The following is a 25,655-nucleotide window of genomic DNA, read 5'->3' as shown; positions in this document are numbered from 1 at the left end:
TACCTAATAATTACTTTCTCAACCGCCTGTATACGACCATTCATCTACTTGGTTATCCGTATTATTCACAGCATTATTGGCTGTAGATGGATCGTTTTCAGGATAGGTTACTTCAAAAATCATATAACCATCTTTATCAGGACCGTATAGTTGAGTGAATTGTGCTTGGTACAATTGATTATAATCAGTTAACGGGCGTTTGCTGACCACGTATTTGATTCCAAGCTTTTCAGCATCTTTAAAGTTGAGGGTCACAGAAAACATATCTGGACGATCTAAAACAAATGAAGTTTTTTCTTTAGCAATAAAGGCACGTGTGTGGGCATATCGATTATAATATTTTTCATATTTTTTATCTGGATCAATTTTAGCCCATGCCTTCATGTCTGGATAAAAGCGTACCGAATTAAAAGCTTTTACGCCTAATGTTGGTGTAAAGTTATACAGCTCATCTTCTGTTAACCATACTTGTTGTGGATCTGCCTGATCAATTGCTTTTATCTCTTTTGCCAGAGTCTTTTCAAAGATCGCACCAGTTCCTTCTACAACTGGGTTCACAAAGAAACCTGAAGCTACAATCAAAGCGATAAACGAAAGATAGAACAATCGACAACGTCGGAACAGAATAAATGCCAGGATTAACGTACCAACAATCACGATCATGGTGATCTCTAATTCGGTAAAGTATTTTGTCATTTTGGAATTGACCAAAGCATACGTAAAGATTCCCGCGTTCGCCAACAATAGGAAAAATTTATACCATGTTGGGATCACATCTTCTTGCCAAATATAGGCAATAAACCATATGGTTAAGAGGCAAGCTGCAAAACTAAAGGTTAAGATTGCTCTAAAAGGTGGCACGTAAGATAATAAAGTGAGTTCAGCGAGCCATTTTGGTAATCCTAAAGTAATCCAATAAATTGAAAACAGACAAAAGAGCATTAAAATCCGTCCAAACAGTTTTTGTTCACTATTTTTTTTACCAAATAAAACAAATGGGCTTGCTAAAAAGACAGTCGGGAAGAAATGATAAAACAGAGCAACTTCAGAATTATTAGAAAAATTGATATCTTTAAACGAAATTTTCCAGTTTGTCAGAAAATAAAAGAACTCTCCTAAATGCCATTTTCCTCCTGTACTTACTCGTTTTCCTGGATATAAGGTATTTAAAGAAGCCAGTAACGCATCTTTAGAGGTTAACCAAAAGTGGATCAGTACGCCACCTATAAATAATATTGCCCCAATGATCAGTACTGCATCAAACCAATCCCAAGTGATTCGCTTCCCATAATAGAGCAATAACCCAACAAAATAAAAGACAAGAAAATAAGCAAGCATAACTTGATGGGCTGGATAAATCACCAGGATAAAACCTAGACCAAATATGACGATCAAACTCATCATCATTGCTCGTACCCATTTTTTTTGATGTTGGTAAAAATAATGATAAAAAGCAACCATTAGTCCTAATGTGAAGAAAATCAAATCTCCCACGTGTTGCATGAACCACCACTGGACTGCTGGTGAGAAAGTTAAGGCAAAGGCGCCTACGAGTGATAAAGCTTTTTTTCTTTTTGTCAAAATCATTAAAACTTCATATCCCAATAAAACCATGACCACTAATTTCATTGCCCAATAAAACGAAAGCCCACGATCTCTTCCCAAGAAAAAGAATCCCCAATTGAATGGTTTACCAATAACTGTGATATTTTTAACAGGAGAATTATAAGCAATGATCATATTTTGTCCATTTAAGGAATAATCGGGATTTACTAAATGATAGTCATTTTCAGCTTGTGAAAGATAAAAAGGTGTTTGCACGAGCCATTCATCTGAACGAACTTCCCTATTTTGCCCGAAGATGACATCAGTTTTCTTTCCGTCATCTCGTTGCGATACATATTTATCCCATACACCCAATGAACTACCATTCAAATTAAACGTTACAATAACTACAATGACTAGCAATCCGATGAGGTAACGAAGTTTTAGAAAGACATCAAGAACAGAATGATCTGTGCGCTCAAGCTTCACGGCTGTTCGTTGCGCGCGTCTTGTTTGTTTTTCCATGCGATTCTCCAATTTCTAGTTTGTTCTTTTTTTACGGAAAAACAAGTTTGCTATTTCAAACTTTCAGCTGCTTCCAACATTTTTGCTAATGCTTCTTGCCATGTCGGAATGACAAAGCCTAGATCTTCTGCTTTCTTTAGACTCATCACAGAATATTGTGGGCGAACTGCTTTTTGTGGATACTCTGCTGAAGTGACTGGTGCTACTTCGACATCCGTATCTTTTAAGATTTCTTTGGCAAATTCATACCATGAACAGCTATTATCATTGGATAACTGATATACGCCATAAGGTGCTTGTTTTTCAATCACATATACCATAAATTCAGCAAGTGTTCGAGTCCAAGTTGGGCGACCATATTGATCATTAACAATAGTTAAACGATCATGCGTTTCGGCTAAACGTTGCATTGTAAAGACAAAATTATGTCCATAAACACCAAATACCCATGAAGTACGGATAATATAATAGTCTTCTAAGATTTCTTGAACTGCTTGTTCCCCTAGTAATTTTGTGCGACCATACTCATTCAATGGGTTAGTTGGATCGTCTTCGCGGTATTCTTGGTCTTTCTTTTTGCCATCAAAGACATAATCCGTACTGATATATACTAATTTAGCATTCACTGCTTTTGCAGCCAATGCCACATTTTTAGTTCCATCAACGTTAATCTTCTCATCTAATTCTTTGCCTTCTTCTTCTGCTTTATCAACGGCTGTATACGCTGCACAATGAAAAATAATTTCTGGCTTTAAGTTTGTAATATACTCCATTGTTTTTTCTGCATCAGTAATATCCAGCTCAGCAGCATCAGTTGACACATAAGCCATTCCTTTTTCATCTAATAAATGGCGTAATTCCGTTCCAAGTTGACCATTTCCTCCGGTTAATAAGAACATTCTGATCTCTCCTCTTTTTTGTTTTAAAAAGGGGTCTGCAACATCTGTCACAGCTCCCCTTACAATTGCCAATAAACAATTCCTATTTTTATACTAATTTTTTTCTGCACGTTTTACAACTTCATGCGTGTCTTTTTTACCCGAATTTTTTGAGAGTTCATTAAATCCGGCTTATCATCATTTATTGACCATTTTTGGCGTAGGCTGCTTCCACAGCTTCTTTTTCTTTCTTCCACCAATCTTGGTGTTCTTCATACCATTTGATTGTATCAGCTAAACCATCACGGAAGTTGGTAAATTCAGGTTGCCAACCTAGCTCCTCACGTAACCTTGTCGAATCAATTGCATAACGTAAATCATGTCCTGCACGATCGTTGACATGGTCGTAAGCATCTTTGGGTTGTCCCATAAGTTCCAAAATCAATTCCATGACTGTTTTGTTATCTTCTTCCCCATCGGCACCGATCAAATAAGTTTCACCGATTTTTCCTTTAGTCAAAATCAACCAAACCGCAGATGAATGATCATTCGTATGGATCCAATCGCGAACGTTTTTTCCTTCACCATATAGTTTTGGACGTATACCACTTAAGATATTAGTAACTTGACGAGGAATAAATTTTTCAATATGTTGATACGGTCCATAGTTGTTTGAACAATTTGAGATCGTTGCTTGCAACCCAAATGAACGAACCCAAGCTTTCACTAATAAATCAGAGCCCGCTTTAGTTGAAGAATATGGACTTGATGGATTATAAGGTGTTTCAGCTGTAAATTTTTCCCCTTCGCCTTCTCCATGACCTGGTAAATCTTCACGTAAAGGTAAATCCCCATACACTTCATCGGTGGATACATGATGGTAACGAACATTGTATTTACGACAAGCTTCTAACAGGGTGTACGTACCAATAATATTGGTTTGGACAAAAGGAAATGGATCTTTTAGCGAATTATCGTTATGCGATTCTGCTGCATAGTGGACTACGGCGTCTGCTTCTTTGACTAAACGATCCACTAATTCTGCATCAGCAACATCACCAACGACCAATTCTACACGGTCACTAGGTAGCCCTGCTAAGTTCTCTTTATTCCCAGCATAAGTCAATTTATCTAACACCGTAACATGAACCTCTGGATGATGATTGACCACATAGTGGACGAAATTTGAGCCGATAAATCCGGCACCACCAGTAACAATGATATTTTTCATATAAAAATTCTCCTTGCAATCCTAAATTTCACCATAAACAAATGGATTTTCTGCTTCAAACTCTTTTAAAGTTGGATGATGCTGATCCTTTTCAGACATAATCGCTTTGGAAAGATCGATAGGCCAATCAATCGCTAAGTCTGGATCATCAAAGGCAATCCCACCATCAGCTTGTGCATTGTAGTAATTATCACATTTGTAAAGAAAATTGACATTTGGTGTCAATGTCACAAATCCATGAGCATAACCTTTAGGCACCAAAAGTTGTCGATGGTTGTGTTCAGATAAGATAAAGCCTTCCCATTTACCATAGGTTGGACTTCCTTTACGAATATCGACAATCACATCTAAAACAGCACCAGAAGTTACCCGAATCAATTTCGTTTGTGCTGCTTCTCCTTTTTGGAAATGCAGTCCGCGGATAACACCAGCTTCTGCCGATAATGAATGATTATCTTGAACAAAATCAAAATCTAAACCATGTTCAACAAATTTTGCTTTGGAATAACTTTCGGTAAAAAAGCCACGATGATCACCAAAAACATCCATTTCAATGATCTTCACATCTGTTAAATTAGTATCAGTTACTTTCATTACTTCAGACTCCCTTAATTGTTGGCCAACTGTAAAAGATATTGACCATATTGATTTTTTTTCAACGGTTGAGCTAATGCAAGTAATTGCTCTTTAGTGATATATCCCATTCGGTAGGCGATTTCTTCTAAGCAAGCTACCTTGAGATTTTGACGTTTTTCAATCGTTTCAATAAATGTGGATGCCTCTAGAAGAGATTCATGCGTGCCAGTGTCTAACCAAGCAAAACCTCTACCCATCAATTCAACAGATAGTTTTCCTTTTTCTAGATAGACTTTGTTTACATCAGTGATCTCTAATTCACCACGTTCAGAAGGTTTGATGTTTTTCGCAATCGAAATAACATCATTATCATAAAAATATAACCCTGTTACTGCATAATTTGATTTTGGTAGCGCAGGTTTTTCTTCGATTGACAGAGCCCGCATCTTTTCATCAAATTCTACAACACCAAAACGTTCTGGATCATTAACGTGGTAACCAAACACTGTTGCTCCAGTATCTTTAGAAGCAGCGCGTTGAAGCATTTTAGATAAGCCACCACCGTAATAGATGTTATCTCCTAAAACTAAGCACACACTATCATCACCGATAAATTCTTCACCGATAATAAAAGCCTGTGCTAGCCCATCTGGACTTTCTTGCACTGCATACTCAATTTGTAATCCTAACTCTGCCCCATTACCAAACAGTTCTTTAAATCTTGGTGTATCTTGAGGAGTAGAGATAATCAGGATTTCTTTGATACCCGCTAGCATTAGTGTAGACATTGGATAGTAGATCATTGGTTTATCGTAGACTGGCATCAACTGTTTTGAAGTTGCCTTAGTTAGAGGGTATAAGCGTGTACCACTTCCCCCAGCAAGAATGATTCCCTTCATGAGTATAAATTCTCCTTTTCAATTTAAAATTCACCTTGTTATTATCTCATCAAACTTGTTATTTGTCATGGAATTATTAACGATTTAACTATCTTTTATTAATTCCAAACCATTTTCTCTTCACAAGCGCCTTGATCAGATTCAACCGCCAGGTAATTTTTTGGGTTAGTTTAGTGTTTGTTTTGATTTCACTCACATTAAAATCATGTCTACGATAAAGTGTCAATGTTTCTCTAATAAACCCAACACGAGTTCCACCTAACATTCCAATCCACATATCATGCATTGGTACTTCAGAAGGAATCGGTACTATTTCTTTCTTTAATGAAGATCGAAAAGCCATACCGGCACCGATATAATTACTCCGAATCAAATTATTGAGCCAGCCTGTTCGGGAATGCCGATAGGAAAAATACGACGCGTGTATCTCATTGAGTTGACCATCCACAATCACTAGATCACTCACTACTACTAATTGTTGCGGATTTCCTTCAAAATATGCGGTAATCTTAGCCACCTTATTAGGTAGCCATACATCATCTTGGTCTGCTAAAAAAATGATGTCACCTTTAGATTGTTGAATGGCATGGTTGAAGTTGGCAATGACACCTTTCCTTGGTCCTTCAACAAATTTGATTCGATTGTCTAGTTGCGTGTATTCCTTTATAATTTGACAAGTTTCATCTGTCGATCCATCATCTGAAATAATCAATTCATCCTCAAGTGTCAGTTGGTTTAAAATACTATCCAATTGTTCTCTTAAATATCTGCCACCATTAAAGGTAGCCATACAAACTGATCGCACAAATTCACACCCTTCAGTTTTCAGTAAATGATTGTAATGTCAAACGCCATATTTTACGATTTCTGACTGTTAAAAATTGTTTTACTGTACGTAACAATAATTGTTTTCGATGACGCGGTAACATTTCTTTATCATAATTTTGATAAAAAGTTTTTTCAGCTTTCAGTATCGACTGATACCTTGTAACAGAAACTTTCTGATAATCAAGAACTGAAAGATCATGTTCCATTTTTTCAGGTAAGATAAAAACCGTCTTTTTGAACTGATAGATCGTCCAAAAAAGCCAATGATCCAAGAAATCAAGGGGAAAATCTAAATTAAAACCGCCAATTTCCTTTAAAAATTTGATAGAAAAAACAGCGCCCGAATTAATCGCCATGATTCGTCTTTGACTGAGCTGTGATCGATCAACCTTTTCAACTTGACGATTGATATAGCGATCCGCAAAAACAGGCGATATTTGGTTGCTTCCAGCATAAACCAACGGAACTGCTGCAACCAATTCATCTGTCCAATCAATCGTTAATAGCGTATCAAAATACGTTGCAGTCAATTGACTATCATGATCAAGTGTAACGAAATAGCGAATATTCTGCTGTGCATGATTCAACGCATAATTATAAGCCGTAGCCAGACCAGGATTTGATGGATCATGATAGTAGCTTATATCTTCGTTTTGTTCTAATAATGGCTCCAATTGCATAACGGGACTATTATCATAAACAACCAGTTGGATCTTCTTCTCTTTGACAGCTTTCATGAGCAGATCAAAAGAAGGCGATTGACTAAAACGCTGCTGGTATAATACGATAACGACTACTATTTTGGGTATGGTCAAAAGAAAGTCCACCCCCACTTATTGAAAAATTTCACCATTGACTGTAAAAAGATACGAAAAAGTTTAAAATTGCGATGAGCGCCTTTTCCATATAAATGAACAATCGTATATAACGGCGTATAAAGGAGTTTTTCTCCTGCTTTTTCAAAAGTTAAGCAAAGATCATTATCTTCAAAATACATAAAATAGCGATTGTCAAACCCGTTGACTTTTTTAAATTTATTGACATCAACGACCATAAAACTACCAGAGATCATACGCACGTAGCTATTGGTTGTTTCTGACAAATCATGGCATTCGAATTTTGCTAAACGTTGAGCAAACAACTGCTTGACAAAACGAGCCGGAATAAACCGCAATACATAATCGAACACATCTAATTTTTGGCGAATCAAATGTTGTGTCGTTCCATCTTCATTCAATATTTTAGGTGCTAACATGGCACATTCTGGATGTTCCTGCAAAAGTTTGACCAAGTCAACGACTGTCTGCTGATCCACCAGAATATCTGGGTTAAAGATCACAGCATAAGAAAAGTCACTCGTTAATAAATTATGGTTATGTCCATAACCAAATCCTTTATTTTCCTGATTAAAATAGATTTTGACAAACGGATACTTTAGATATTCTTTCAATCGTTCTTGGTAGTCAATCGACGAAGCATTATCGAAAATCAAGATCTCAACCATGGCTTGGTCATTTATGCTGGCTAGAAGCGTATCTAACGTTTGAAAAATCTTTTGACTATTAGCCGTTACGATGCTAATTAAAATCGGTTGTTTTTGATTTATTTTCATTAGTGTCTAGTCCATTTCCTTTTATATTTCTGTATGACTTGTGTTCGATATTCTTTATTGCCTAAAAAACGTAAAGTTTTAAGAATGTACTGATGCTTCTCGTTGATTAATCCAATCAACTCAAACAATAAAATAGCCGCAAATAGCATCGAAACGATCAAAACAATCGAACCGAGACGCCCAGTATAGTTCATGATCATGGCAGTAAATGAAAACATCAATGCCATAGCATAAATGGTCAAAACTGCTCCTTTATGCGTAAAACCTAGACTCAATAATCGATGATGTAGGTGTTTTTTATCTGCTGTAGAAAAAGAGACACGGTTCGCTTTTCTGCGAATAATCGCAAAAAATGTATCTGTTACTGGAACGCCCATCACAATCAATAATGAGATAGAAGAAACAAATGTTACATTCTTCAGACCTTGTAGAGAAAGAACAGCCATCATAAATCCTAAGAACAATGCCCCAGTGTCTCCTAAGTAAATTTTGGCAGGATAAAAATTATAAGGAAAAAAGCCAATAATGCTTGCCACTAAACAGAATATGACGATTGGTATGTATACTGTAGAAGCATGTAGGAAAAAATATCCGATAATACCAATTGTAATCAACCCGATCAACGAGATTCCGGTTGCCAAGCCGTCTAATCCATCAATCAAATTAATTGCATTAGTGATACCGAAAATCCAAAAAATGGTCACAGGAAAACTCAGCCAACCCAATTCGATATAACCAAAAAAGGGCAATGTTACTGAATCAATGTGAATATCTGCCACAAAATAGACGATCAACGCTGCTAATAAGATCCCGACGGACTTTTGTTTAGGCGTCAACTCGTATTTATCATCCAGTACTCCCGTTAGAATGATCACTAAGGAAGCTAGTAAAATAGGAATGATATAAAATTTGGGAATGATGTCACGAAAAAACAATAAGGTGGATACGACAAATGAAATAAAAATGGGTAGTCCCCCAGCTGAAGGCATAGGTATTTCATTAATACGTCGCGCATTCGGTTTATCCACCATTCCGGTTTGGACAGAAATAATTTTAAATATGGGCGTTAGTACTAAAGATAACAAGATTGTTAAAAAAAATTTGACAACCATACTAAATGAAACAAGCATATTGGCACCTACTTTAATTAAGAGTCTAGAATTATTATAAAACACTCAAGCAATAAAAACTCGCAGTTCTATTTTTTTTTATGAGAAAATTTATTTTTGAAACGAATCCACCATTTATTTGTAGAAACTCGTCTTTTCTTGATTTCGTTACCTGTTATGTATTCTTGCACAACAGCATTGATGATTCCGCCAAATATAATGATTGTAGCAGCAAAATTGAGCCATAGCATCAAGACGATGAAACTCCCGATGATTTGGTATCCACTGACTCTTGTTGCAAAGTATTTTGCGTAGATTCCAAACACCTGAGATAGCAACATCCAGCCGACAGTAGCAAAAATCGTTCCCGGAATCACTGCTTTTAGTTTTAATTGCGCATTCGGTACTATCACATAAATCAAAAACATGATGATAAATAAGACAACTAAGGTAATCGGCCATTTCAAAGTTTGGAACTGGATGATCACATTGCCAGAAAAATTAAAAATCGGTTGGAGCGCTTCAAGTATCATTTGACCCAGTCCTAAAAAAATCGTTACTCCACTAATCGCAATCATGAAAAGCAAAATCACTACTAATGAAAAGAAACGGACGATCAAAAAATTCTTTCTATTTTCTACACCATAAGCCTTATTCATGGCAATTTGTAAAGCGTTGATACTTTGACTGGCAGACCACAAAGCAGCTAAAGCAGATAACGACAACAAGCCACCGGAACTTTGCGTTAACAAATTTCGAATTGCAGGACCGATAAACTGATAGACCGTCTCAGGGATGATTTGCCGCACATAAGTCAATACTGTCTCTTGATCGATTTTTAGAAATGGCAAAATATTACCAAACGCAATAATTAGGGGAAATAAAGACAATAATAAATAATACGCCACAACAACTGACGTGGTACCCATTTCTGAATCAGTGATCCGTTTTTTTGTTGTTGCAATAAAACGCATTAAATTCTCATTTTGCTTTATTTTCCCTAATAATTTCATCAAATTCTCCTTATTGATCTAGCTTCTCAATACGTACCTTCTTCACCTTGAGAAGTTAAGATTCTTGGTCCATCTTTCGTAATTGCCAGTGTATGTTCATATTGGCAAGACAAGCCACCATCTCTTGTATAAGCAGTCCAGCCATTTGGATCCATTTTCATTTTCCAAGTTCCAGTATTAACCATTGGCTCAATGGTAATAACCATCCCTTCTTTTAACCGTAGACCTTTTCCTGCTTCACCATAATGAGGGACAGCAGGTTCTTCATGGATCGTTGGACCCACACCATGACCAATAAAGTCACGGACAACCGCTAAGTTTTCACTTTCAACATAAGTTTGGATAGCATGACCAATGTCGCCAATTCGGTTCCCAACTTGCGCTTGTTCGATTCCCAGATACAAAGCTTTTTTTGTCACTTCCATCAAGCGGTCAATTTCCGGTGTTGACTCTCCCACTACATAAGCCCAACAAGAATCAGAAATGCCGCCTTTTAAATCGATACACATATCCACTTTCACTAAATCGCCATTTTTCAGCGGTTTTTTACGTGGAAATCCATGACAAATTTCGTCATTGATGCTAATACAAGTCGCATACTCATAGCCTTCAAATCCAATTTGAGCCGCAATCCCACCATGGCTTTCAATATAGTTACGAACAAAAACTTCAATATCCCAACTCGTCACGCCTGGTTTGATAAAATCTCGCAGATTTTTATGTACATCCGCTAACAACGCGCCAGACTCAGCCATTGTTTCAATTTCTCGTGCTGATTTCAATGTAATCATATTTTCGTCTCCTTTTTACAAATCTTCCTCATTTTACCATAGTGTCCGGTCGTTCGCCAAATCAGATTCTCTTCACATGACTTGTTTTCTTTTAGTAAAGGTTTTGGTATAATCTGTAAATGTTAGAGGATCATATATCAATAAGTAGGAGGCAACCCATGGCTTTAGCAAAAATCGTTTACGCAAGTATGACTGGCAATACAGAAGAAATTGCTGATATCGTAGCAGAAGCTTTTGAAAATTTAGATATTGATGTTGAAATCAATGAGTGTACTCAAGTGGATGCAGATGAATTTGAGGATGCAGATATTTGTGTCGTCGCAACTTATACATACGATGATGGTGACTTACCAGATGAGATCGTAGACTTATATGAAGATTTACAAGAACTTGACTTGTCTGGAAAAATCTATGGCGTTTGTGGTTCTGGAGACACTTTTTATGATGAATTTTGTAAGTCCGTAGATGACTTCGATGCTGCCTTTGCGAAAACAGGAGCAGTCAAAGGAACAGAAAATGTTAAAGTTGATTTAAACGCTGAAGAAGAAGACATCGAAAAACTCGAAGCATTTGCTAAGGCGCTTGTTTCAAAATTATAGGCCAAAGCAGTCAGCTCACAGCTAAGAACTTTTGGCAAAACTTCAATTATTTGATAAAAAGAACGTGTGATGCTGGAGAGAGTTAGCGTCACACGTTCTTTTTATCATGTTTTTAGAAGCTTTTTTTATTTCAAAAAATCAATGTGTATGTTTGAGAAAGACTTTCGAGAAATACTTCAAGTAGTTTTTTTAATTCACTTGGATCGTTTCTTTCGTATTTAGCGTCGCATTGATGCTATCTTGGATCATTTTTTCAATTTGTTCCTTGGTCGGATGAATGATACTTGAAGACATCAGTGCCGCTAATCCTGTAGCGATGATCCAAATTGTGTTATGCAAAGACTCAATTTGTTCCGCAGATAGATCAGCATACTCTGGATCTTTCTTGACCGTCTCGACAAAATAATTATAAGAGAAGTTTTGCATCTCCCTTCCCCCACCATATTCTTCTAAGTACAGAGAACTGTATAATTTTTTCTCTCGATTGGCAAAATCAATATAGTTTACAGCTAAATCGATAATGGTATTTCCTGTATGTACAACTGGGAACACTTCATGCTTCAAGTACTCGTAAATCTGAGCAAATAAGGCTTGCTTCAGATCATCCATGTTTTTGAACTCAAGATAAATCGGTTGAGTCGAACAATTCATTTTATTTGCAATATTCCTTGCCGTAAATTTTGAAAATCCTTCTGTGGTAGCCACTTCAAAAGCGGCTGCCAAAATCTGATCTTTTGTGATCGTCTTTTTTCTTGCCATAATTTTTTAATCTCCTTGAAATTATTTATAACGCTTCCACCATTGATTAATTTAATTGTAACATGATTATTTTGTTATGCACAACTTGTTTTTTTATTTTTAAAAAATTACTTTAAAAACAATCAATTTTATAAATTCTAGACATCATTTAGAAGAACATCCATTTTTTTATTTTACGATTCTGGCAGATTGTCTCTAAAAGAATTAAATGTTATCATACAAATAGCTATTGGATGAAACATTAGGAGGAAATGGATTATGTTAGAAAATTTTAATGAGAACCTCGAAAAATATGCACGATTAATTGTTGAAACCGGCGTAAACGTCGAAAAAGACCATACAGTTGTTTTACAAATCAACGTCGATCAAGCCCCATTAGCTCGCTTGATCACCAAAGAAGCCTATCGTTTAGGTGCAGCTGAAGTGATCGTACAATGGACGGACGACGTGATCCAAAAAGAATTTCTTTCTTACGCTGCACAAGACCGTCTTGAAACTGTTCCACAATATAAAATTGATCAGACTGATGATTGGATCGCTAAAGGTGCTAGCCGAATCAGTGTTGTATCTGCCGATCCAGATGCTTTTGGTGGCGTAGATGGAAAACGAATCGCTACGTATCAAACTGCCGCTGGCAAAGCAATGATGAATCTAAGAAAAGCGACCCAAGCAAATAAAGTAAGCTGGACTGTAGTCGCTGCGGCTGGTAAACAATGGGCAGCTAAAGTTTTCCCAGATTTACCAGAAGAAGAACAACTGGATGCGTTATGGGATCAAATTTTTAAAACAACTCGTATTTACGAAGAAGATCCTGTACAGGCTTGGAAAGAACATGATGAAAAATTAGCAAAAAAAGCCGATGAATTAAATCAAGAACAGTTTACTGCCCTGCACTATACTGCCCCTGGCACAGATATCGTCATTGGCCTACCAAAAAATCATCTTTGGGAAGGCGCAGGAAGTTACAACTCCCGTGGAGAAAAATTCATGGCAAATATGCCTACTGAAGAAGTGTTTACTGCACCTGATTACCGACGGATCGATGGTTATATCTCTAGTACAAAACCATTGAGCTATGCAGGTACGATCATCTCAGGGATGAAGTTTACTTTTGAAGCTGGAAAAGTCATTGATTTTTCTGCTGAACAAGGTCAAGAAGTATTGGAAACCTTGCTCAACACTGATGAAGGCGCACGCTCATTAGGAGAAGTAGCACTCGTTCCCGATCCTTCGCCAATTTCTCAATCGGGTATTATCTTTTACAATACGTTATTTGACGAAAACGCGTCGAATCACTTAGCTCTAGGATCTGCATATGCCTTTAGTGTCGAAGGTGGTACTGAAATGACCGATGAAGAACTTGTGCAAGCTGGTCTTAACCGTAGTCAAACCCATGTTGATTTTATGGTTGGTTCTGGCCAAATGAATATTGACGGTATCCGTGAAGACGGTTCTACTGTTCCAGTATTTAGAAATGGTGACTGGGCTTAATCTGATAAAACGATACAAAAAAAGAGGAGAAATCTTAAACGACCTCCAAAAGTTAGATTTTTGGTCTAACTTTTTGGGGTACTACAGACTTCTTCTCTTTTTTGTGATGATTATTTCTATTACAGACAACACTTTTCCCTGCTGCTCACTGAAAGATGGTCGAATAAGCGATTTTTTGATCCTGTTGTTCAAGTTTTTTATAAAAATTATTTATACTATTTATCACGAAATTCTATTAATACATTTTCTATTTTTTGATAAGATTGACAAAAACAACATTTATTATTAAAAATTAGAAAAAATGATGGAGAGATAGTATACCTTTTATTGTTTATTTTTTTGTCTTACTATTAACGCTTTATATCCCTCTGCCAACTGCGTTATTGTTTTTTCATCGTTTAGCTAATCAACATGACCTGCTCACAACAATCCACAAATTCATTTTGCTATTTTTGGTTTGTTTAGATTATCGGTTCAGTTTCTACTGTATTTATCAATGTAAAATAAAGAAACAATACTACTTGTACCTTATCTTGATTAATATTATCGAATTAGGCATCCATTTTTATTTACTGGTCAAATACCAAACAGTTTGCTTAACTATCATCACTTTGAGCCAGTTATTATTGCTTATTTGTATGTTTACCTTTCCTTTATCAAAAAAATTTAGAAAAGCTGTCTTTCACTCACCAGAAAAATCGAATGTAGCGTAGAAAACTATCTTGGTCCCACATAAACAAAAAAACCTGAACCACAACGGTTACAGGTTTTTAACGTTCCTGACTGGAATTGAACCAGCGACCTATCGCTTAGGAGGCGATTGCTCTATCCTACTGAGCTACAGGAACAAGTTCTCAATAGTATTATTTTAGCTTGTTTAGGAATCACATGCAAGCTTCTCTTAGAAAAATCATTTTTCTTCCTAAGCAAAACGTTTCCACTAGCTTTTGACGAGTGATAAAATAGAATTATCCAACAAGTGATGAGGGAGGTTTTATTTATGAATGACAAACCAAAAGAAGAAATATACGCTGAACGCTTTGATGCTTCTAAAAAAGAACGAGAACAACTGTCAAAAGAAGCCATAAAACAGCATGAAGATGAAAAACCTCAGAAAAAAGAAAGTCGCAAATTCAAGTTTACTAAAAAAGAAGATTTGCTGTAGAGAAATGAGATAAATCAGTGGCAAAAAAGCAATCTGATTTTCAGAATGATATCGAAAAAATTTCAAAATAGCTTTTTATACGATAACGCCCTCCAAGAATTCGTCGAAAACCTTGGAGGGCGTTATCTGCGTTGAGCAACAAACATTTTACGTTCATTTTAAAAATAATCATTTAGAATAGGTTGCTGACTTGGAAAGCATGGCGCCATTTCTAATAGAGCTTCAGTTGACAATTGGATGTGATTGTAAAAAACAAGTTCTTCCATCTGACGATACCCCATTAATAATTGAGTCATGCGTTGAATGGTTCCACTGATGGTTGGTAATTTTGTTTCTGTTACTTTTTCAATTTTCACCTCTGCATTTGATACAGTGATCTCAAAGATCCCTTCATTCCACTGTGCGTAAGGATCTTCTGTTACTTCTAAAGCAAAAGTGAGCGCTTGTTTTTTGAAAGGATAGTCTTTCAAAAACAACTCAAGATCAACAATTCTGCCCATCATATATGGCGTGATCGTCATTTGTGCAAAAGGATTTTTAAGCAAATAATTTTGATCACTACCTGAATAACCACAAGCATAGTCAAAAGAAGCAAACGCCCCACTATGGGAACTAACAAACCTCACTAATCCTTGAAAGGCTTCATGACTCAAATAGCCCCATTCCACTACTACAAATGTTGGTGCCGTTAACTGGTAAACCACATATCCCGCTGCTTGACCAGATTCATCGTAATACAGCGCATAATGATTATCTGTCTTTTGCTTAAACTTATAAGTATACCACCAGTCTTCTCTACTTAATCCACCACGTTGATTCACTGGCATTTGTTTATAAATCATTTCTATGACTTCTTTTGCTTGTTCAAAAGTCACTCGTTTCAATTTGCCAGCCGTCTTTTTCACGTTCGGTACATCTCGACTATCCAATTGATAATTGATTTTATCAAACAATTGCTCATAACCGTAGCGACGATAAAATGGGTAAGAAAATGGAGCAAGATAAGAAAGACTTACTTTTCTTTCACGGCAATCTTTTAAGATTTTTTCCATGATTTGATTGATCCCGCCTTGTCCCCTAGCTTCAGGATAAGATGCTACATAACCGATTCCTGCCATTAAATACTGCTGCCCATAAAATTCAACAGAAAAAGGCGTCGCCATTACTTGGCTAGTGAGTTGCTCTTCCTCGTCAAAAAAACCATAATTCCATGAATTTTCAACGATCAGTTTGAATCGTTCACGTCTTGCAGGTGTATCCTGCGCATTAAATGCATAGGTTGCTAGTTCAAACATCGCTTCTTGATAAGCAACACCAAGTTCTTTTACTTCATTTGCCATTTTTGTTACCCCTTCCATCAAAAACAATAAAAAATTGTGTCAAGTTCAGTGATCCAACCATAGTCACTTTATCAAAATAAAAATGTTATTTCAATAAATCACTATTTAGCTGAATCAACTGCTTCTTGCCACAATTAGTTTTTTACTAGTAAGTTTCTTCGATCATTACTAACATTTTTTTGAAGCGACGTTTTTTAAAATACATCAACATCGTTCCTAAAATCATATCATTCAATTTTTGTAGCATCCCATATGATTGCATTTGTTCCGTATAACGTACTTCACAGGTTTTATCATCTAACGCTTTGATTTGATAATGGACGACATAATCATTTTTTGTGGTAGATGTTCGAAATTTATACGACTGATTTTCAATAACTTCCTCGATTTTGATGCGAGCGCGGCTATTTTGTGAGAATTGTTTGACGTATTCAAGGTTTTTAAGTTGTTTACGAGTAACCGATTTTCCAGTCGCTTTACGTACATCAAAAAGGACAGAGTCCATCACTTTATCATAGAAAAAGGATGCTGGAATATTTAAAGTTTTAACGATTTCCATTAGCTATTTTTCCCCTTTGCTTCTTCTCTTTTTTTCCCTTTTAAAAAGAAATGTATACCTAAACCTCCCAGAAATAGTCCTGTAGCCATACTATACAAATCATAGTTTTGCGAACTAGGATTTAAACAATACAATACGATCAGTGAACCAATACTACATAAAAATAAGCCGTTTTTCATCATTTTGAACCCTTCCTATCTTACAACCAGTTAAACTGCTGTTGCTTGAAAATATAAAACAGTGCCCCATGGTTGTGCTTTGATTAATGCTTTTGCTTTTTGTGCTGCTGCTTCTTTATCTTGTGCGCTCGTCTCAAAAAACAATTTGATTCCTTGTTTTTCTTTAAATGTATATGAAAAGCCATCTTCATTGTAACCTTCTAATAACTCTTTGATAGCATCTTGTTGCATGGCACTTGCGATTGAAATCATTTTAGTTCCTCCTAGATTATTGTTTAGAGAGCAGAAGCAAAAAATGCTTCTGCTCATTGATTTTTATTGTTCGCCTGCTGCTGGATCCATCTTATTCGCTGAGATAACGAACGGTGCCCAGATCAAGAAAGTAACAACCATACATACTAATGTCACGATTGGCGCACGCCAGTCTGCTCCGGTAGCTAGGAACGAGAGTAAGAATGGTGGAACAACCCATGTGACTTGTTGCGATACTGGGGCGACCAAACCAAAGTAAGTTGCTCCCCAACCTATAGCTGTTGCAACAACAGGTGCTAATAAGAATGGGATGAACATGATAGCGTTCAATACAATCGGCAAACCAAACATAACTGGTTCATTGATGTTGAAAATACCAGGTCCGATCGACAATTTAGCAACTGTTAAATAATCAGCACGTTTAGAAAGGAGTAAAATAGCAATCAATAGAACGATCGTACCACCAGAACCCCCGAACCAAGCGAAGGCATCAAAGGATCCACGAACCCACATATAAGCCTTACCATCTTCAATTGCATCTAAGACTGCAGGTGTTCCTGTTTTTCCATTGTAACCTTTTTGGAAAATATCGATATTGATCAATTGTGCTTGACCCCAAATTCCTTCTAAAACTGGAGCTAATACGTTTGGTCCATGAATACCAAAGAACCAGAAGATCTGAACAAAGACCGTAACGATCAAAACAGCACCGATCCCTTGAGATAATCCCAAGAAAGGTTCAGCGATATATTTTTGAACTAAATCAATGATCAATTGTCCGTCAGCGATACGACTAACGATATAATTAATAATAGCAATGACATATAAAGCGATCGTTGCTGGCAGAATTGCGGCAAAAGCCTTCGATACTGCTGGTGGTACAGAATCTGGCATTTTGATCGTAATGTTGGCTAACATTAATTTACAGAAAATAATGACAGAAATAGCACCCATGATCATGACTGTGAAATAAGAGTTTCCATTTAAATGATCAAGTTTTAGCCAACCCCAAAGACCAACAGATAAATTTCCATCCGCGATCGTTGCCCCTAATTCTGTTCCATTGATGGCATCAACGATATTTTGCGGAACATTCACGTTCAAAGCGGCTGACAATGAAGGACCAAAAGAAATTCCTTGGATCAAAGTTGCCAGACCAACGATCCCTCCGGCTAGGTCATTGACCCCATAAGCTCTCGCAAGATTGTATCCCCAAGAAAAGGCAAAAATCAAGCCGGCAATTGCTAAAGTTCCATTCCATACAAATCCATTAATTCCAATAATAACATTTAATACTGCAAAAATTCCTTTGTCCGCTGCTAAACTATCTGCATACGTACTATTAAATTGCTGTGGTAAATCTCGAATAATTGCATTGATCATTACAGCGACTGATCCCGCCATTGTTGCAGGTAAAGTACCGATAAAAGCGTCACGCAAAGCAACTAAATGTTTCTGCGCGCCAATTTTTGCGGCAACCGGAAGGATGTATTTCTCCATCCAACTTGTTAATCCGTTCATTTTTATATCCTCCTATAAGTTGTTTATATAAAGAATTGCTTCCTCATACCAAATTAAAAAATCCGTTCAAAATTTTTTCTTCTTCCGTTCAAAAAAGAAGGTTCTATTTTCGTTCATCTGTCTTTATTCGACATTGATTCTTTGGTAAAGTTCAATAAGTTCTTCTGCTAAATCAGTAAAAGCAATCGACGTCATTAAATGGTCTTGACTGTGTACGGTCAATAACGTGACCTGAACATGGTTTCCTTGTGCTTCTTGTGTCAACATTTGCGTCTGTGAATGATGGGCTTGGACTAATGATTCCTTTGCATCCATTATTTTTTGATCCGCTAACTCGAAATTACCTTTTTTAGCCGCAGAATCGCTTCCATTGCATCGCTCTTGGCATTACCACCAAACATGATGAGTCCCATGATGGCTTCGAGATTTTGTTGATCTTCCACATTTTTTCCTCCATTTCCTATAGATTTATTGCATCAAATTTTCGGCTTGTTCTAGTACTTTTGCACCATTCATCATGCCGTAATCTTGCATATTGATTACATCTAGCGGAATCCCTTTCGGTGCTAATTTTTGCTCAAATTGAGCTTTCATAAACCGGACTTGAGGTCCTAAAAGTAAGACATCGACATTTTTTGCTTCAAGATTATTATCAGCATCTGAAGCTGAAACAGCAAAAATATCTGCCTCCATTCCCTTTTCTTCTGCAGCTTTTTGCATTTTCGTAACTAGCAAACTTGTACTCATCCCCGCAGAGCATACTAACATAATCGTTTTTTTCGCCATTTTCTCCACTCCTTTTAATTTGTTTTACACATTTTTATAATGCAAGAAGCATGCCAAACAAAAAAAGAACCAAAATAGCGTTTTCATAGCCTTTGGTCCTTCTTTTCTGTGCGCACACTGATAATATCTGTGTAAAAAAATAGATTAGTGTGTTTTATTTTTTAATTTTATTTTCAATAAACATTTGCGTTAAGAAGGCAATCTCATTTTCTGGGATATTCACCTGATATTTCCGTTCCAATCCAATAAGATTCGTTCGAACGATGTCCATTTCTAAACGATAAATTTTTGAGAAAGTAGACAGATTCTCAAATTCTCGGGTCTTCTCATGCTTGATCAGTCCATCCAGTAAAAAGGCTAAATGAATCACGATCCCAATATCTACTCCTGGCTCTACTATAATTGAGAGATCCGTTTGGATTTGCTGGATGTTTTTTTGTAAAGAATGGATCAAAAGCTCTACCGAAGAAATCGAATTTAAAGAATCTTTTAATGAATCAACGATTTTGGCAGTTGGAACTTCATCATCAGCGATCCGCTTGAGCATATTCAATTTCTCATCGTTGAAGACATCATACGCTGAGAAAAACGGAATATTTTGGTAATCCACATCTACCGTGCCCGCAATGGCTTTGATCTCATATTCTTCTAATAATGCATCAATGTGTCGCTTAAATGATTCTCGTTCTAAAAACTGCATTTGGATCACTTCGACCTTTTTCTGGTCGATTACAGGAACAATCCGCTGGTATAATTTAGCTGCTACACCTTCCCCAGTAAAACAAGTAACGATCACCGCTTTTTTACGTTCATAGGTCTCAGTTTGTTCTTCTTTGAATTGGTCCTTGACGATCGTTTCAAAGGAAATCTGGATACTTTGATAGATATCTTCCAAGCTCCGCCCAACATTCGCCATCCGTAATGCCTCAATCACGATCATCGTACTACTCATTGTAATTGCTTTCGTTTTGATTCCAGTCTCTTCAAAGATCAAGTCACCAAAGGTATTTAAAGAACCCATATCCGTCAGTAAGATCAATCCATTCGTCAGACTTGCCTGACGATTTTGAACATAAGCCAGCACTTCTTCATACATTGTTTGGACTTCCATGGCTAACGGCATATTAAATGCTGTACCTAATTTCGTTCCTAATAATTCTTGCGCCATTTCCAACATACTTGAGGCGGTTTGTCTGCCGTGCATCAAAACTAAGACCTCAACTTTATTTTCTTTTACTGGTTCACTTTCGCCAAGATTAATGGAAAGAAACATACTGATAAAACCAATTTCGTCAAACGGAATTTCAATTTGTTGTTCTTCTTCAATGATCGTAGATAAATCAATGGCTACTTGAAATTCCTTTTTAAAATTTTTGCGTACGTTGTTGAGATCAGGATGAACAATCATGTGTCCTTCTTTGACCCGATCCAATGTACTTTGCAAATGAAGGGCAAAGGCAAATCGAGCTTTTTCATTGTAGATTCGATCCAACCTAGCTTCTGCAACATCGTATAACTCGTTGGTTAACCGCCAAATATCATCTGGCAACAGATCTTTTGGAATCGTACTCTTTGTCAACTCTTTGACATAAGTTTGGAAATAAGCATCCACATCTTTCGAGATCAAAGTTTCTAAATCAATACTTTCGACACCCGTTTCTGATAAAGAAAGCATTTTTTCTTCGATATCATTATAGACCTGCATGTTTCGTTCTGGATCTTGTGACCAAACAACATCAGCAAAACCAGGCTCAAAAGTCAGGTATTGACTCTTACTATCCATAAAGCGATCCAAACGTTCAGGTACTTCTTTGATTTTCAACAACCCTTTTTGTACTTGGAGAGACAGTTCTTCTTTACGAATGATCAGTTTTTCTTCATTATGTGTCCGATAATGTAAAAATGACTTCGCACATACTAATTTCAAATCACGCTTGACTTGTCCGATATTTCCTTCTGCATCATAAAGCATAAATGCCAAAATGGCTTCTTTTTCGATATCTATACGTTGATTCAAACGATTGGCTTCTTGTTTGATAAATAAAGAAATGATTTCATAACGTTCATCTAATGAACGAGAAGCCAGATTTGGTAATGTGATTGCCATAGGAATTCGGCGATTAAAGGTTGTCAAAAAACTTTCGGATGACTCGGTGGTTGCTCCAATGATCTGAACAGATGCTTCATGGACGTGGGCGCTTTCTCCCAACGGACGATAGACCCCTTTATCAATAAAAGTAAACAACATTTCTTGTCCTTCTGGTGTTAAACGATGAATTTCATCAAGAAACAAGATCCCACCATTCGCTTTCGCAATCAACCCTTGACTATCTTGCGATGCCCCAGTATAAGCTCCTTTTTTGATTCCAAAAATATGTCCAAACAGTAACTGTGGATTCTGCGCATAATCCGCACAGTTAAATGAAACAAAAGGTGCATCTTCTGAGAGCATTTCAGAATCAATCGCAAAATGATACATACATTCTGCAAACATCGATTTACCCGTTCCTGTCTCACCAAAAATGATTGTATGCAATCCTCGAGGAGGATATAATATGGCTGCCTTAGCTTGCTGGATGCTTACTTTCAAAGAATCATTTTCACCAACTAGTGTATCAAACGTCACTTGGGTCGATGCATCAACGTGAACTTTGTCAGAGGCTGTTTTTTGCGGAGGCAATGAATAGACGACTGGTCTGCCGGAACTTTTGATAATATAGCGGTTTTTATAGAGATCGCTGAGATATCGACTTGCATTACTTCGATCGATTTTTAGATGTTTTGCCACATCACTTGCCGTCAATCCTTGCTGTTTCTCATGCAATAGATCCAATATTTCTTCTTGTCTTTCGTTCATACAATCCCCCACTATCCTCAAATAACGCTGATTGCGTTTTCAATATAATAACACAAAAAGGCGCTTATTTGCGCCTTGCTCCTTTATTTTTCTGCTTTTTTTGTTTGTTTTTAAGCTTTTTCTTTGGCGTACTATTTTTTTCAACTTGTTCTTTTTTCGAAGGACCAAATGGAGCAGTTTTTTTTGTGTTTTTGTCATTGACTTCTTCTTTTTGTGAGAGTTCTTTTTGTGGCAATTCTTTGACTAATTGTCCACCATGAAGAAAAATCTCTTCCATATCAATCGCCATATGACGTGTTAATTTTTTCAACTCTTTAACTGTATGATCTTGCACAAACGTGATCACGGTTCCGTCTTTCCCCATCCGTCCGGTTCGCCCTGAACGATGCAGATAAGCTTCTTCCGTTAAGGGAATTTCGGCATTCACAACATAAGGTAATTGTTCGATATCTAATCCTCTGGCTGCTACGTCAGTCGTGAACAACATCGTGATTTTTTTATTCTTGAATTGATCAAGTGCTGCTTTACGTAACAATTTATTTTGATCGGAAGCTAAGCTGCCAACTGAAACACCACGAAATTGTAATTTTTCTTCCATTGTCCCTAATTCATTGAGTTGGTTGAAAAAGACTAGTCCATGAAAATCTGTGACATAAGCAAGCCGTCTCAAATACTCTTCTTTTTTACGAGGTGGTATCCTTAAATAGTAATGTTGCTGACCTTTTCTAGAGTCATCGTCTTTTGTGACATCAACAACTGGGATGGAAGCCTTTGTGATTTCTTCAATTTTACTGATTGAGCGATCAGCTGTTGCTGAGAAGAATACTAATTGATAGTCCACAGGGGCTTGTCGCAAAATTTGTTCCACTAATGAACGATTCCCTTCATCAAACAATTGATCTGCTTCATCAAAAACAATCGTTTGCAACTGATGAGCTTTTAATTTTTTGGTCTTCATCAATTCCAGCACCCGTCCAGGAGTCCCTACTAAGACTTCTGGTCGTTTTTTCAAACCTTCAATCTGCCTTTTGACGTTAGCTCCGCCCACAAGTGATTGGACTTTTAATGCCAATCCTTTTGACCACTCACGAGCCACTTCTGCGACTTGAATTGCTAATTCTTGTGAAGAAACAAGGATTAGTAAAGTACTTCCCCCCTCTTTAGGGACATTCAGCAGCAAAGGTAAAAGATAAGCTAATGTTTTGCCTGAGCCGGTTGGTGAAATACCAATAATTGATTCTTTTTCTTTAAGCGGTTGAAAAGCAGCCTGTTGGATCAGAGAGGGTGTTTGAAATCCCTTTTCCTGCCATTTTTTTTGCCAAGCTTGTGGAAAGTTTTTTACAAATTCATTCATTTTAAAAATCGTCCTCATTATCGGCATCAAATTTGATGCCCCCATTTATTCTAAGATCGTAAACTACTTGGTTCACATTGCGAGCAAGTTCGATCCATTCTTCATATCGTAATCCCCAAGCTGGATCGTTTGGATGATTGATTACATTGGCAAAATCAGCTGCCTCTTCTGCCATGGGATTTTCGGCTACGGTAATTGCTAATGCATCAATTTCCTGATGTTCTCGATCATGGAACTCTGCTTTTTCAATCGCATTGACCCCGTTCATGACTAATGTTCCTGAATTAAAGTAGATTTCTGAAGGTAAGTAAGAATCACCGATTTTACCAGGTTGAATCGTGACATCAAATGTCTCATAACGCAAGATCCCCCAACCCAGTCCATCAACACCAGTTGAGATTTTCCGTGGAAAATAATGAACTTCTGAAGGCATCCCAAACCATCCTATCGTAGCATAAACGAGATAAACGCCCAGATCCATCAGCGCACCACCAGAAAAACGGGTAGAGAAAATATTTGGTACTTCTCCTGCTAGTACTTGATCGTAACGAGAAGAATATTTCATATAACTAAAGTTGGCACCGAGGATCTCATCTTTCAATGGAAGATAGTCAGCAATTTTTTTGAATCCTGCTTCATGGATGTTTCGTGCAGCTTCAAAAAAATAAACATTTTTCTCATTCGCTAGATGAATGATTTCGTCCATTTCTTTAGGCGTACTAAATGCCGGTTTTTCAACAATGACATTTTTCCCTGCTAAAATGCCTTGTTTTGCTTGTTGAAAATGCAGGCTGTTAGGCGAAGCAATGTATACCGTATCAAGATGTTCCAGACCAAAAAAAGTTTCTAAATCTGTCGCATAGGCAATATCTCCCTCATACTTGGCGCCAAATTCTTGTGCTTTTTCTAAATGTCTCGAATAAACTGCTGTTAATTCATATTGTTTCGTGCTTAATGCTGCTTGCACAAATTGATGGGTGATCCAGTTGGTACCAATAATTCCTAAATTGATCATTTCATTTACCTTCTTTCTATTTATTCGGGTCTTCAAACGATGCCTCTACATCAAATGGTATGGCTTGTTTCAAATTGACACAATCCGCTGTTACCTGACAATTATAGGCTAAAACATTCACGCCGTTTAACTGTCCGTAGCGTATGATATTGGCTAACTCCGGTTGCATTGCTTCGTTGATTGTTGCCAGATGAAGGTGTTCAAACTGTGCGATAAACAACACGTAAGTTTCATAGCCTTCCTGTCGCGCTTCCACTAATTCTTTCACATGTTTTAAACCTCGTAACGTTGGCGCATCAGGAAACGCCCCAATTCCTTTATTTTCTAAAGTCATTCCCTTTACTTCGACGAACACTTTTTGTCCTGAATCTGTTTCTAAATAAATATCAAATATGGACTGTCGATAGCGGACTTCACGCTTGAACTTAACGATTTTTCCGATCAACGATGGCAACTGGATTGTTCCAGATAAAATTCCTTCTAATGCCAAACGGTTGGGAAGTTGACTATCGATATTGAACCAGTTATCCCCTTTTTTCACAGCAATTAAATCATAATCTGTTTTCCGTTTTAAACTAGGTGTATATGCAACCGCTACTTTCGCTCCTGGGAGCAGGACTTCTTTACCTCTTCCAGTGTTTTTCACATGGGCTACAATCACTTCTCCTTGTTGGTTCAAGCAATGAGCGATGAAACGATTCGGTCGTTCAATAAAAAAAGCGATTTCTACTTGCTGGTACTTCAAAAACGGTCACCTTTCTTCCTACTATG

Annotated in this window: 26 protein-coding genes, 1 tRNA gene and 1 pseudogene; 4 read left to right on the top strand and 24 right to left on the bottom strand. The window is 37.1% G+C overall.

What is annotated here, in order from left to right:
* Window positions 1-18: 18 nt before the first annotated feature.
* The 11 genes from IGL30_RS03535 to map all read right to left on the bottom strand — a co-directional run bounded on the left by IGL30_RS03535 (window position 19) and on the right by map (window position 11,007).
* Window positions 19-2,070, bottom strand: coding sequence for a DUF7657 domain-containing protein (locus IGL30_RS03535; RefSeq protein ID WP_430618540.1), 2,052 nt, complete (start codon window positions 2,068-2,070; stop codon window positions 19-21).
* Between the two features lie 50 nt (window positions 2,071-2,120).
* Window positions 2,121-2,969 carry a dTDP-4-dehydrorhamnose reductase gene (rfbD, locus tag IGL30_RS03530; protein ID WP_053766096.1) on the bottom strand — a complete coding sequence of 283 codons (849 nt, stop codon included), beginning with the start codon at window positions 2,967-2,969 and terminating at the stop codon, window positions 2,121-2,123.
* Between the two features lie 181 nt (window positions 2,970-3,150).
* Window positions 3,151-4,179, bottom strand: coding sequence for a dTDP-glucose 4,6-dehydratase (gene rfbB, locus IGL30_RS03525; protein WP_010719743.1), 1,029 nt, complete (start codon window positions 4,177-4,179; stop codon window positions 3,151-3,153).
* Window positions 4,180-4,200: 21 nt separating this feature from the next.
* A complete protein-coding gene (gene rfbC, locus IGL30_RS03520) occupies window positions 4,201-4,773 on the bottom strand; it encodes a dTDP-4-dehydrorhamnose 3,5-epimerase (RefSeq protein ID WP_010719744.1) in 573 nt (190 codons plus the stop codon).
* Between the two features lie 14 nt (window positions 4,774-4,787).
* Window positions 4,788-5,654, bottom strand: a complete 867-nt coding sequence (gene rfbA / locus IGL30_RS03515) for a glucose-1-phosphate thymidylyltransferase RfbA (RefSeq protein WP_053766099.1) — start codon at window positions 5,652-5,654, stop codon at window positions 4,788-4,790.
* 88 nt (window positions 5,655-5,742) lie between these two features.
* Window positions 5,743-6,459, bottom strand: a complete 717-nt coding sequence (locus IGL30_RS03510) for a glycosyltransferase family 2 protein (RefSeq protein ID WP_088745111.1) — start codon at window positions 6,457-6,459, stop codon at window positions 5,743-5,745.
* Between the two features lie 13 nt (window positions 6,460-6,472).
* Window positions 6,473-7,297 carry a glycosyltransferase gene (locus IGL30_RS03505; RefSeq protein WP_088745112.1) on the bottom strand — a complete coding sequence of 275 codons (825 nt, stop codon included), beginning with the start codon at window positions 7,295-7,297 and terminating at the stop codon, window positions 6,473-6,475.
* Window positions 7,294-8,094, bottom strand: coding sequence for a glycosyltransferase (locus IGL30_RS03500; RefSeq protein WP_010719748.1), 801 nt, complete (start codon window positions 8,092-8,094; stop codon window positions 7,294-7,296). The genes IGL30_RS03505 and IGL30_RS03500 overlap by 4 nt, the downstream gene beginning before the upstream one ends.
* Window positions 8,094-9,224: a glycosyltransferase family 4 protein gene (locus IGL30_RS03495; RefSeq protein ID WP_010719749.1), complete on the bottom strand. Its 1,131-nt coding sequence runs from the start codon at window positions 9,222-9,224 to the stop codon at window positions 8,094-8,096. Before IGL30_RS03495 ends, IGL30_RS03500 begins: the two co-directional genes overlap by 1 nt.
* A gap of 68 nt (window positions 9,225-9,292) precedes the next feature.
* Window positions 9,293-10,216 carry a YihY/virulence factor BrkB family protein gene (locus IGL30_RS03490; RefSeq protein ID WP_010719750.1) on the bottom strand — a complete coding sequence of 308 codons (924 nt, stop codon included), beginning with the start codon at window positions 10,214-10,216 and terminating at the stop codon, window positions 9,293-9,295.
* Window positions 10,217-10,242: 26 nt separating this feature from the next.
* Window positions 10,243-11,007, bottom strand: a complete 765-nt coding sequence (gene map, locus IGL30_RS03485; protein ID WP_010719751.1) for a type I methionyl aminopeptidase — start codon at window positions 11,005-11,007, stop codon at window positions 10,243-10,245.
* Between the two features lie 158 nt (window positions 11,008-11,165).
* Between map and IGL30_RS03480 the strand changes: the two genes are divergently transcribed.
* Entirely contained in the window at window positions 11,166-11,606 is a 441-nt protein-coding gene (locus IGL30_RS03480) for a flavodoxin (RefSeq protein ID WP_010719752.1), read from the top strand.
* A 189-nt stretch (window positions 11,607-11,795) separates the two neighbouring features.
* Here IGL30_RS03480 and IGL30_RS03475 read toward each other — a convergent pair whose 3' ends face one another.
* Window positions 11,796-12,365, bottom strand: a complete 570-nt coding sequence (locus IGL30_RS03475; RefSeq protein WP_010738183.1) for a TetR/AcrR family transcriptional regulator — start codon at window positions 12,363-12,365, stop codon at window positions 11,796-11,798.
* A gap of 258 nt (window positions 12,366-12,623) precedes the next feature.
* Here IGL30_RS03475 and IGL30_RS03470 point away from each other — a divergent pair, with 258 nt between their 5' ends.
* A complete protein-coding gene (locus IGL30_RS03470) occupies window positions 12,624-13,856 on the top strand; it encodes an aminopeptidase (protein WP_088745113.1) in 1,233 nt (410 codons plus the stop codon).
* Window positions 13,857-14,173: 317 nt separating this feature from the next.
* A complete protein-coding gene (locus IGL30_RS03465; RefSeq protein ID WP_034867835.1) occupies window positions 14,174-14,569 on the top strand; it encodes a hypothetical protein in 396 nt (131 codons plus the stop codon).
* A gap of 61 nt (window positions 14,570-14,630) precedes the next feature.
* Here the strand turns inward: IGL30_RS03465 and IGL30_RS03460 are convergent.
* Window positions 14,631-14,704, bottom strand: a tRNA-Arg gene (locus IGL30_RS03460).
* Window positions 14,705-14,856: 152 nt separating this feature from the next.
* Here IGL30_RS03460 and IGL30_RS03455 point away from each other — a divergent pair.
* A complete protein-coding gene (locus IGL30_RS03455) occupies window positions 14,857-15,021 on the top strand; it encodes a hypothetical protein (RefSeq protein WP_010738186.1) in 165 nt (54 codons plus the stop codon).
* 158 nt (window positions 15,022-15,179) lie between these two features.
* Here the strand turns inward: IGL30_RS03455 and IGL30_RS03450 are convergent, their stop codons facing one another.
* From IGL30_RS03450 to sfsA, 11 genes and pseudogenes are all read right to left on the bottom strand, one after another.
* Window positions 15,180-16,361: a GNAT family N-acetyltransferase gene (locus tag IGL30_RS03450; protein WP_123875028.1), complete on the bottom strand. Its 1,182-nt coding sequence runs from the start codon at window positions 16,359-16,361 to the stop codon at window positions 15,180-15,182.
* 145 nt (window positions 16,362-16,506) lie between these two features.
* On the bottom strand, window positions 16,507-16,920 hold the full coding sequence (locus tag IGL30_RS03445; RefSeq protein WP_010719758.1) for a DUF3284 domain-containing protein: 414 nt from the start codon (window positions 16,918-16,920) through the stop codon (window positions 16,507-16,509).
* A complete protein-coding gene (locus IGL30_RS03440) occupies window positions 16,920-17,102 on the bottom strand; it encodes a DUF3188 domain-containing protein (RefSeq protein ID WP_088745115.1) in 183 nt (60 codons plus the stop codon). The genes IGL30_RS03445 and IGL30_RS03440 overlap by 1 nt, the downstream gene beginning before the upstream one ends.
* A 27-nt stretch (window positions 17,103-17,129) precedes the next feature.
* On the bottom strand, window positions 17,130-17,351 hold the full coding sequence (locus IGL30_RS03435; RefSeq protein ID WP_010719760.1) for a hypothetical protein: 222 nt from the start codon (window positions 17,349-17,351) through the stop codon (window positions 17,130-17,132).
* 63 nt (window positions 17,352-17,414) lie between these two features.
* Complete coding sequence (locus IGL30_RS03430; RefSeq protein WP_088745116.1) at window positions 17,415-18,872, bottom strand: PTS sugar transporter subunit IIC; 1,458 nt, start codon at window positions 18,870-18,872, stop codon at window positions 17,415-17,417.
* A 123-nt stretch (window positions 18,873-18,995) separates the two neighbouring features.
* Window positions 18,996-19,315: pseudogene (locus IGL30_RS03425) on the bottom strand (PTS lactose/cellobiose transporter subunit IIA).
* Between the two features lie 25 nt (window positions 19,316-19,340).
* A complete protein-coding gene (locus IGL30_RS03420) occupies window positions 19,341-19,658 on the bottom strand; it encodes a PTS sugar transporter subunit IIB (protein ID WP_010719763.1) in 318 nt (105 codons plus the stop codon).
* Window positions 19,659-19,812: 154 nt separating this feature from the next.
* Window positions 19,813-22,515: a sigma 54-interacting transcriptional regulator gene (locus tag IGL30_RS03415; protein WP_123875027.1), complete on the bottom strand. Its 2,703-nt coding sequence runs from the start codon at window positions 22,513-22,515 to the stop codon at window positions 19,813-19,815.
* Window positions 22,516-22,579: 64 nt separating this feature from the next.
* Window positions 22,580-23,869 carry a DEAD/DEAH box helicase gene (locus tag IGL30_RS03410; protein WP_088745118.1) on the bottom strand — a complete coding sequence of 430 codons (1,290 nt, stop codon included), beginning with the start codon at window positions 23,867-23,869 and terminating at the stop codon, window positions 22,580-22,582.
* A 1-nt stretch (window position 23,870) separates the two neighbouring features.
* Entirely contained in the window at window positions 23,871-24,884 is a 1,014-nt protein-coding gene (locus IGL30_RS03405; RefSeq protein WP_088745119.1) for a Gfo/Idh/MocA family protein, read from the bottom strand.
* Between the two features lie 16 nt (window positions 24,885-24,900).
* Complete coding sequence (gene sfsA / locus IGL30_RS03400; RefSeq protein ID WP_010719767.1) at window positions 24,901-25,629, bottom strand: DNA/RNA nuclease SfsA; 729 nt, start codon at window positions 25,627-25,629, stop codon at window positions 24,901-24,903.
* Window positions 25,630-25,655: the final 26 nt, after the last annotated feature.

Source organism: Enterococcus sp. DIV1089c, assembly GCF_050530965.1.
GTDB lineage: Bacteria > Bacillota > Bacilli > Lactobacillales > Enterococcaceae > Enterococcus_B > Enterococcus_B hirae.
Note: the sequence above shows the minus strand (reverse complement) of the source record. Positions and strands in the feature narration are given on the sequence as shown.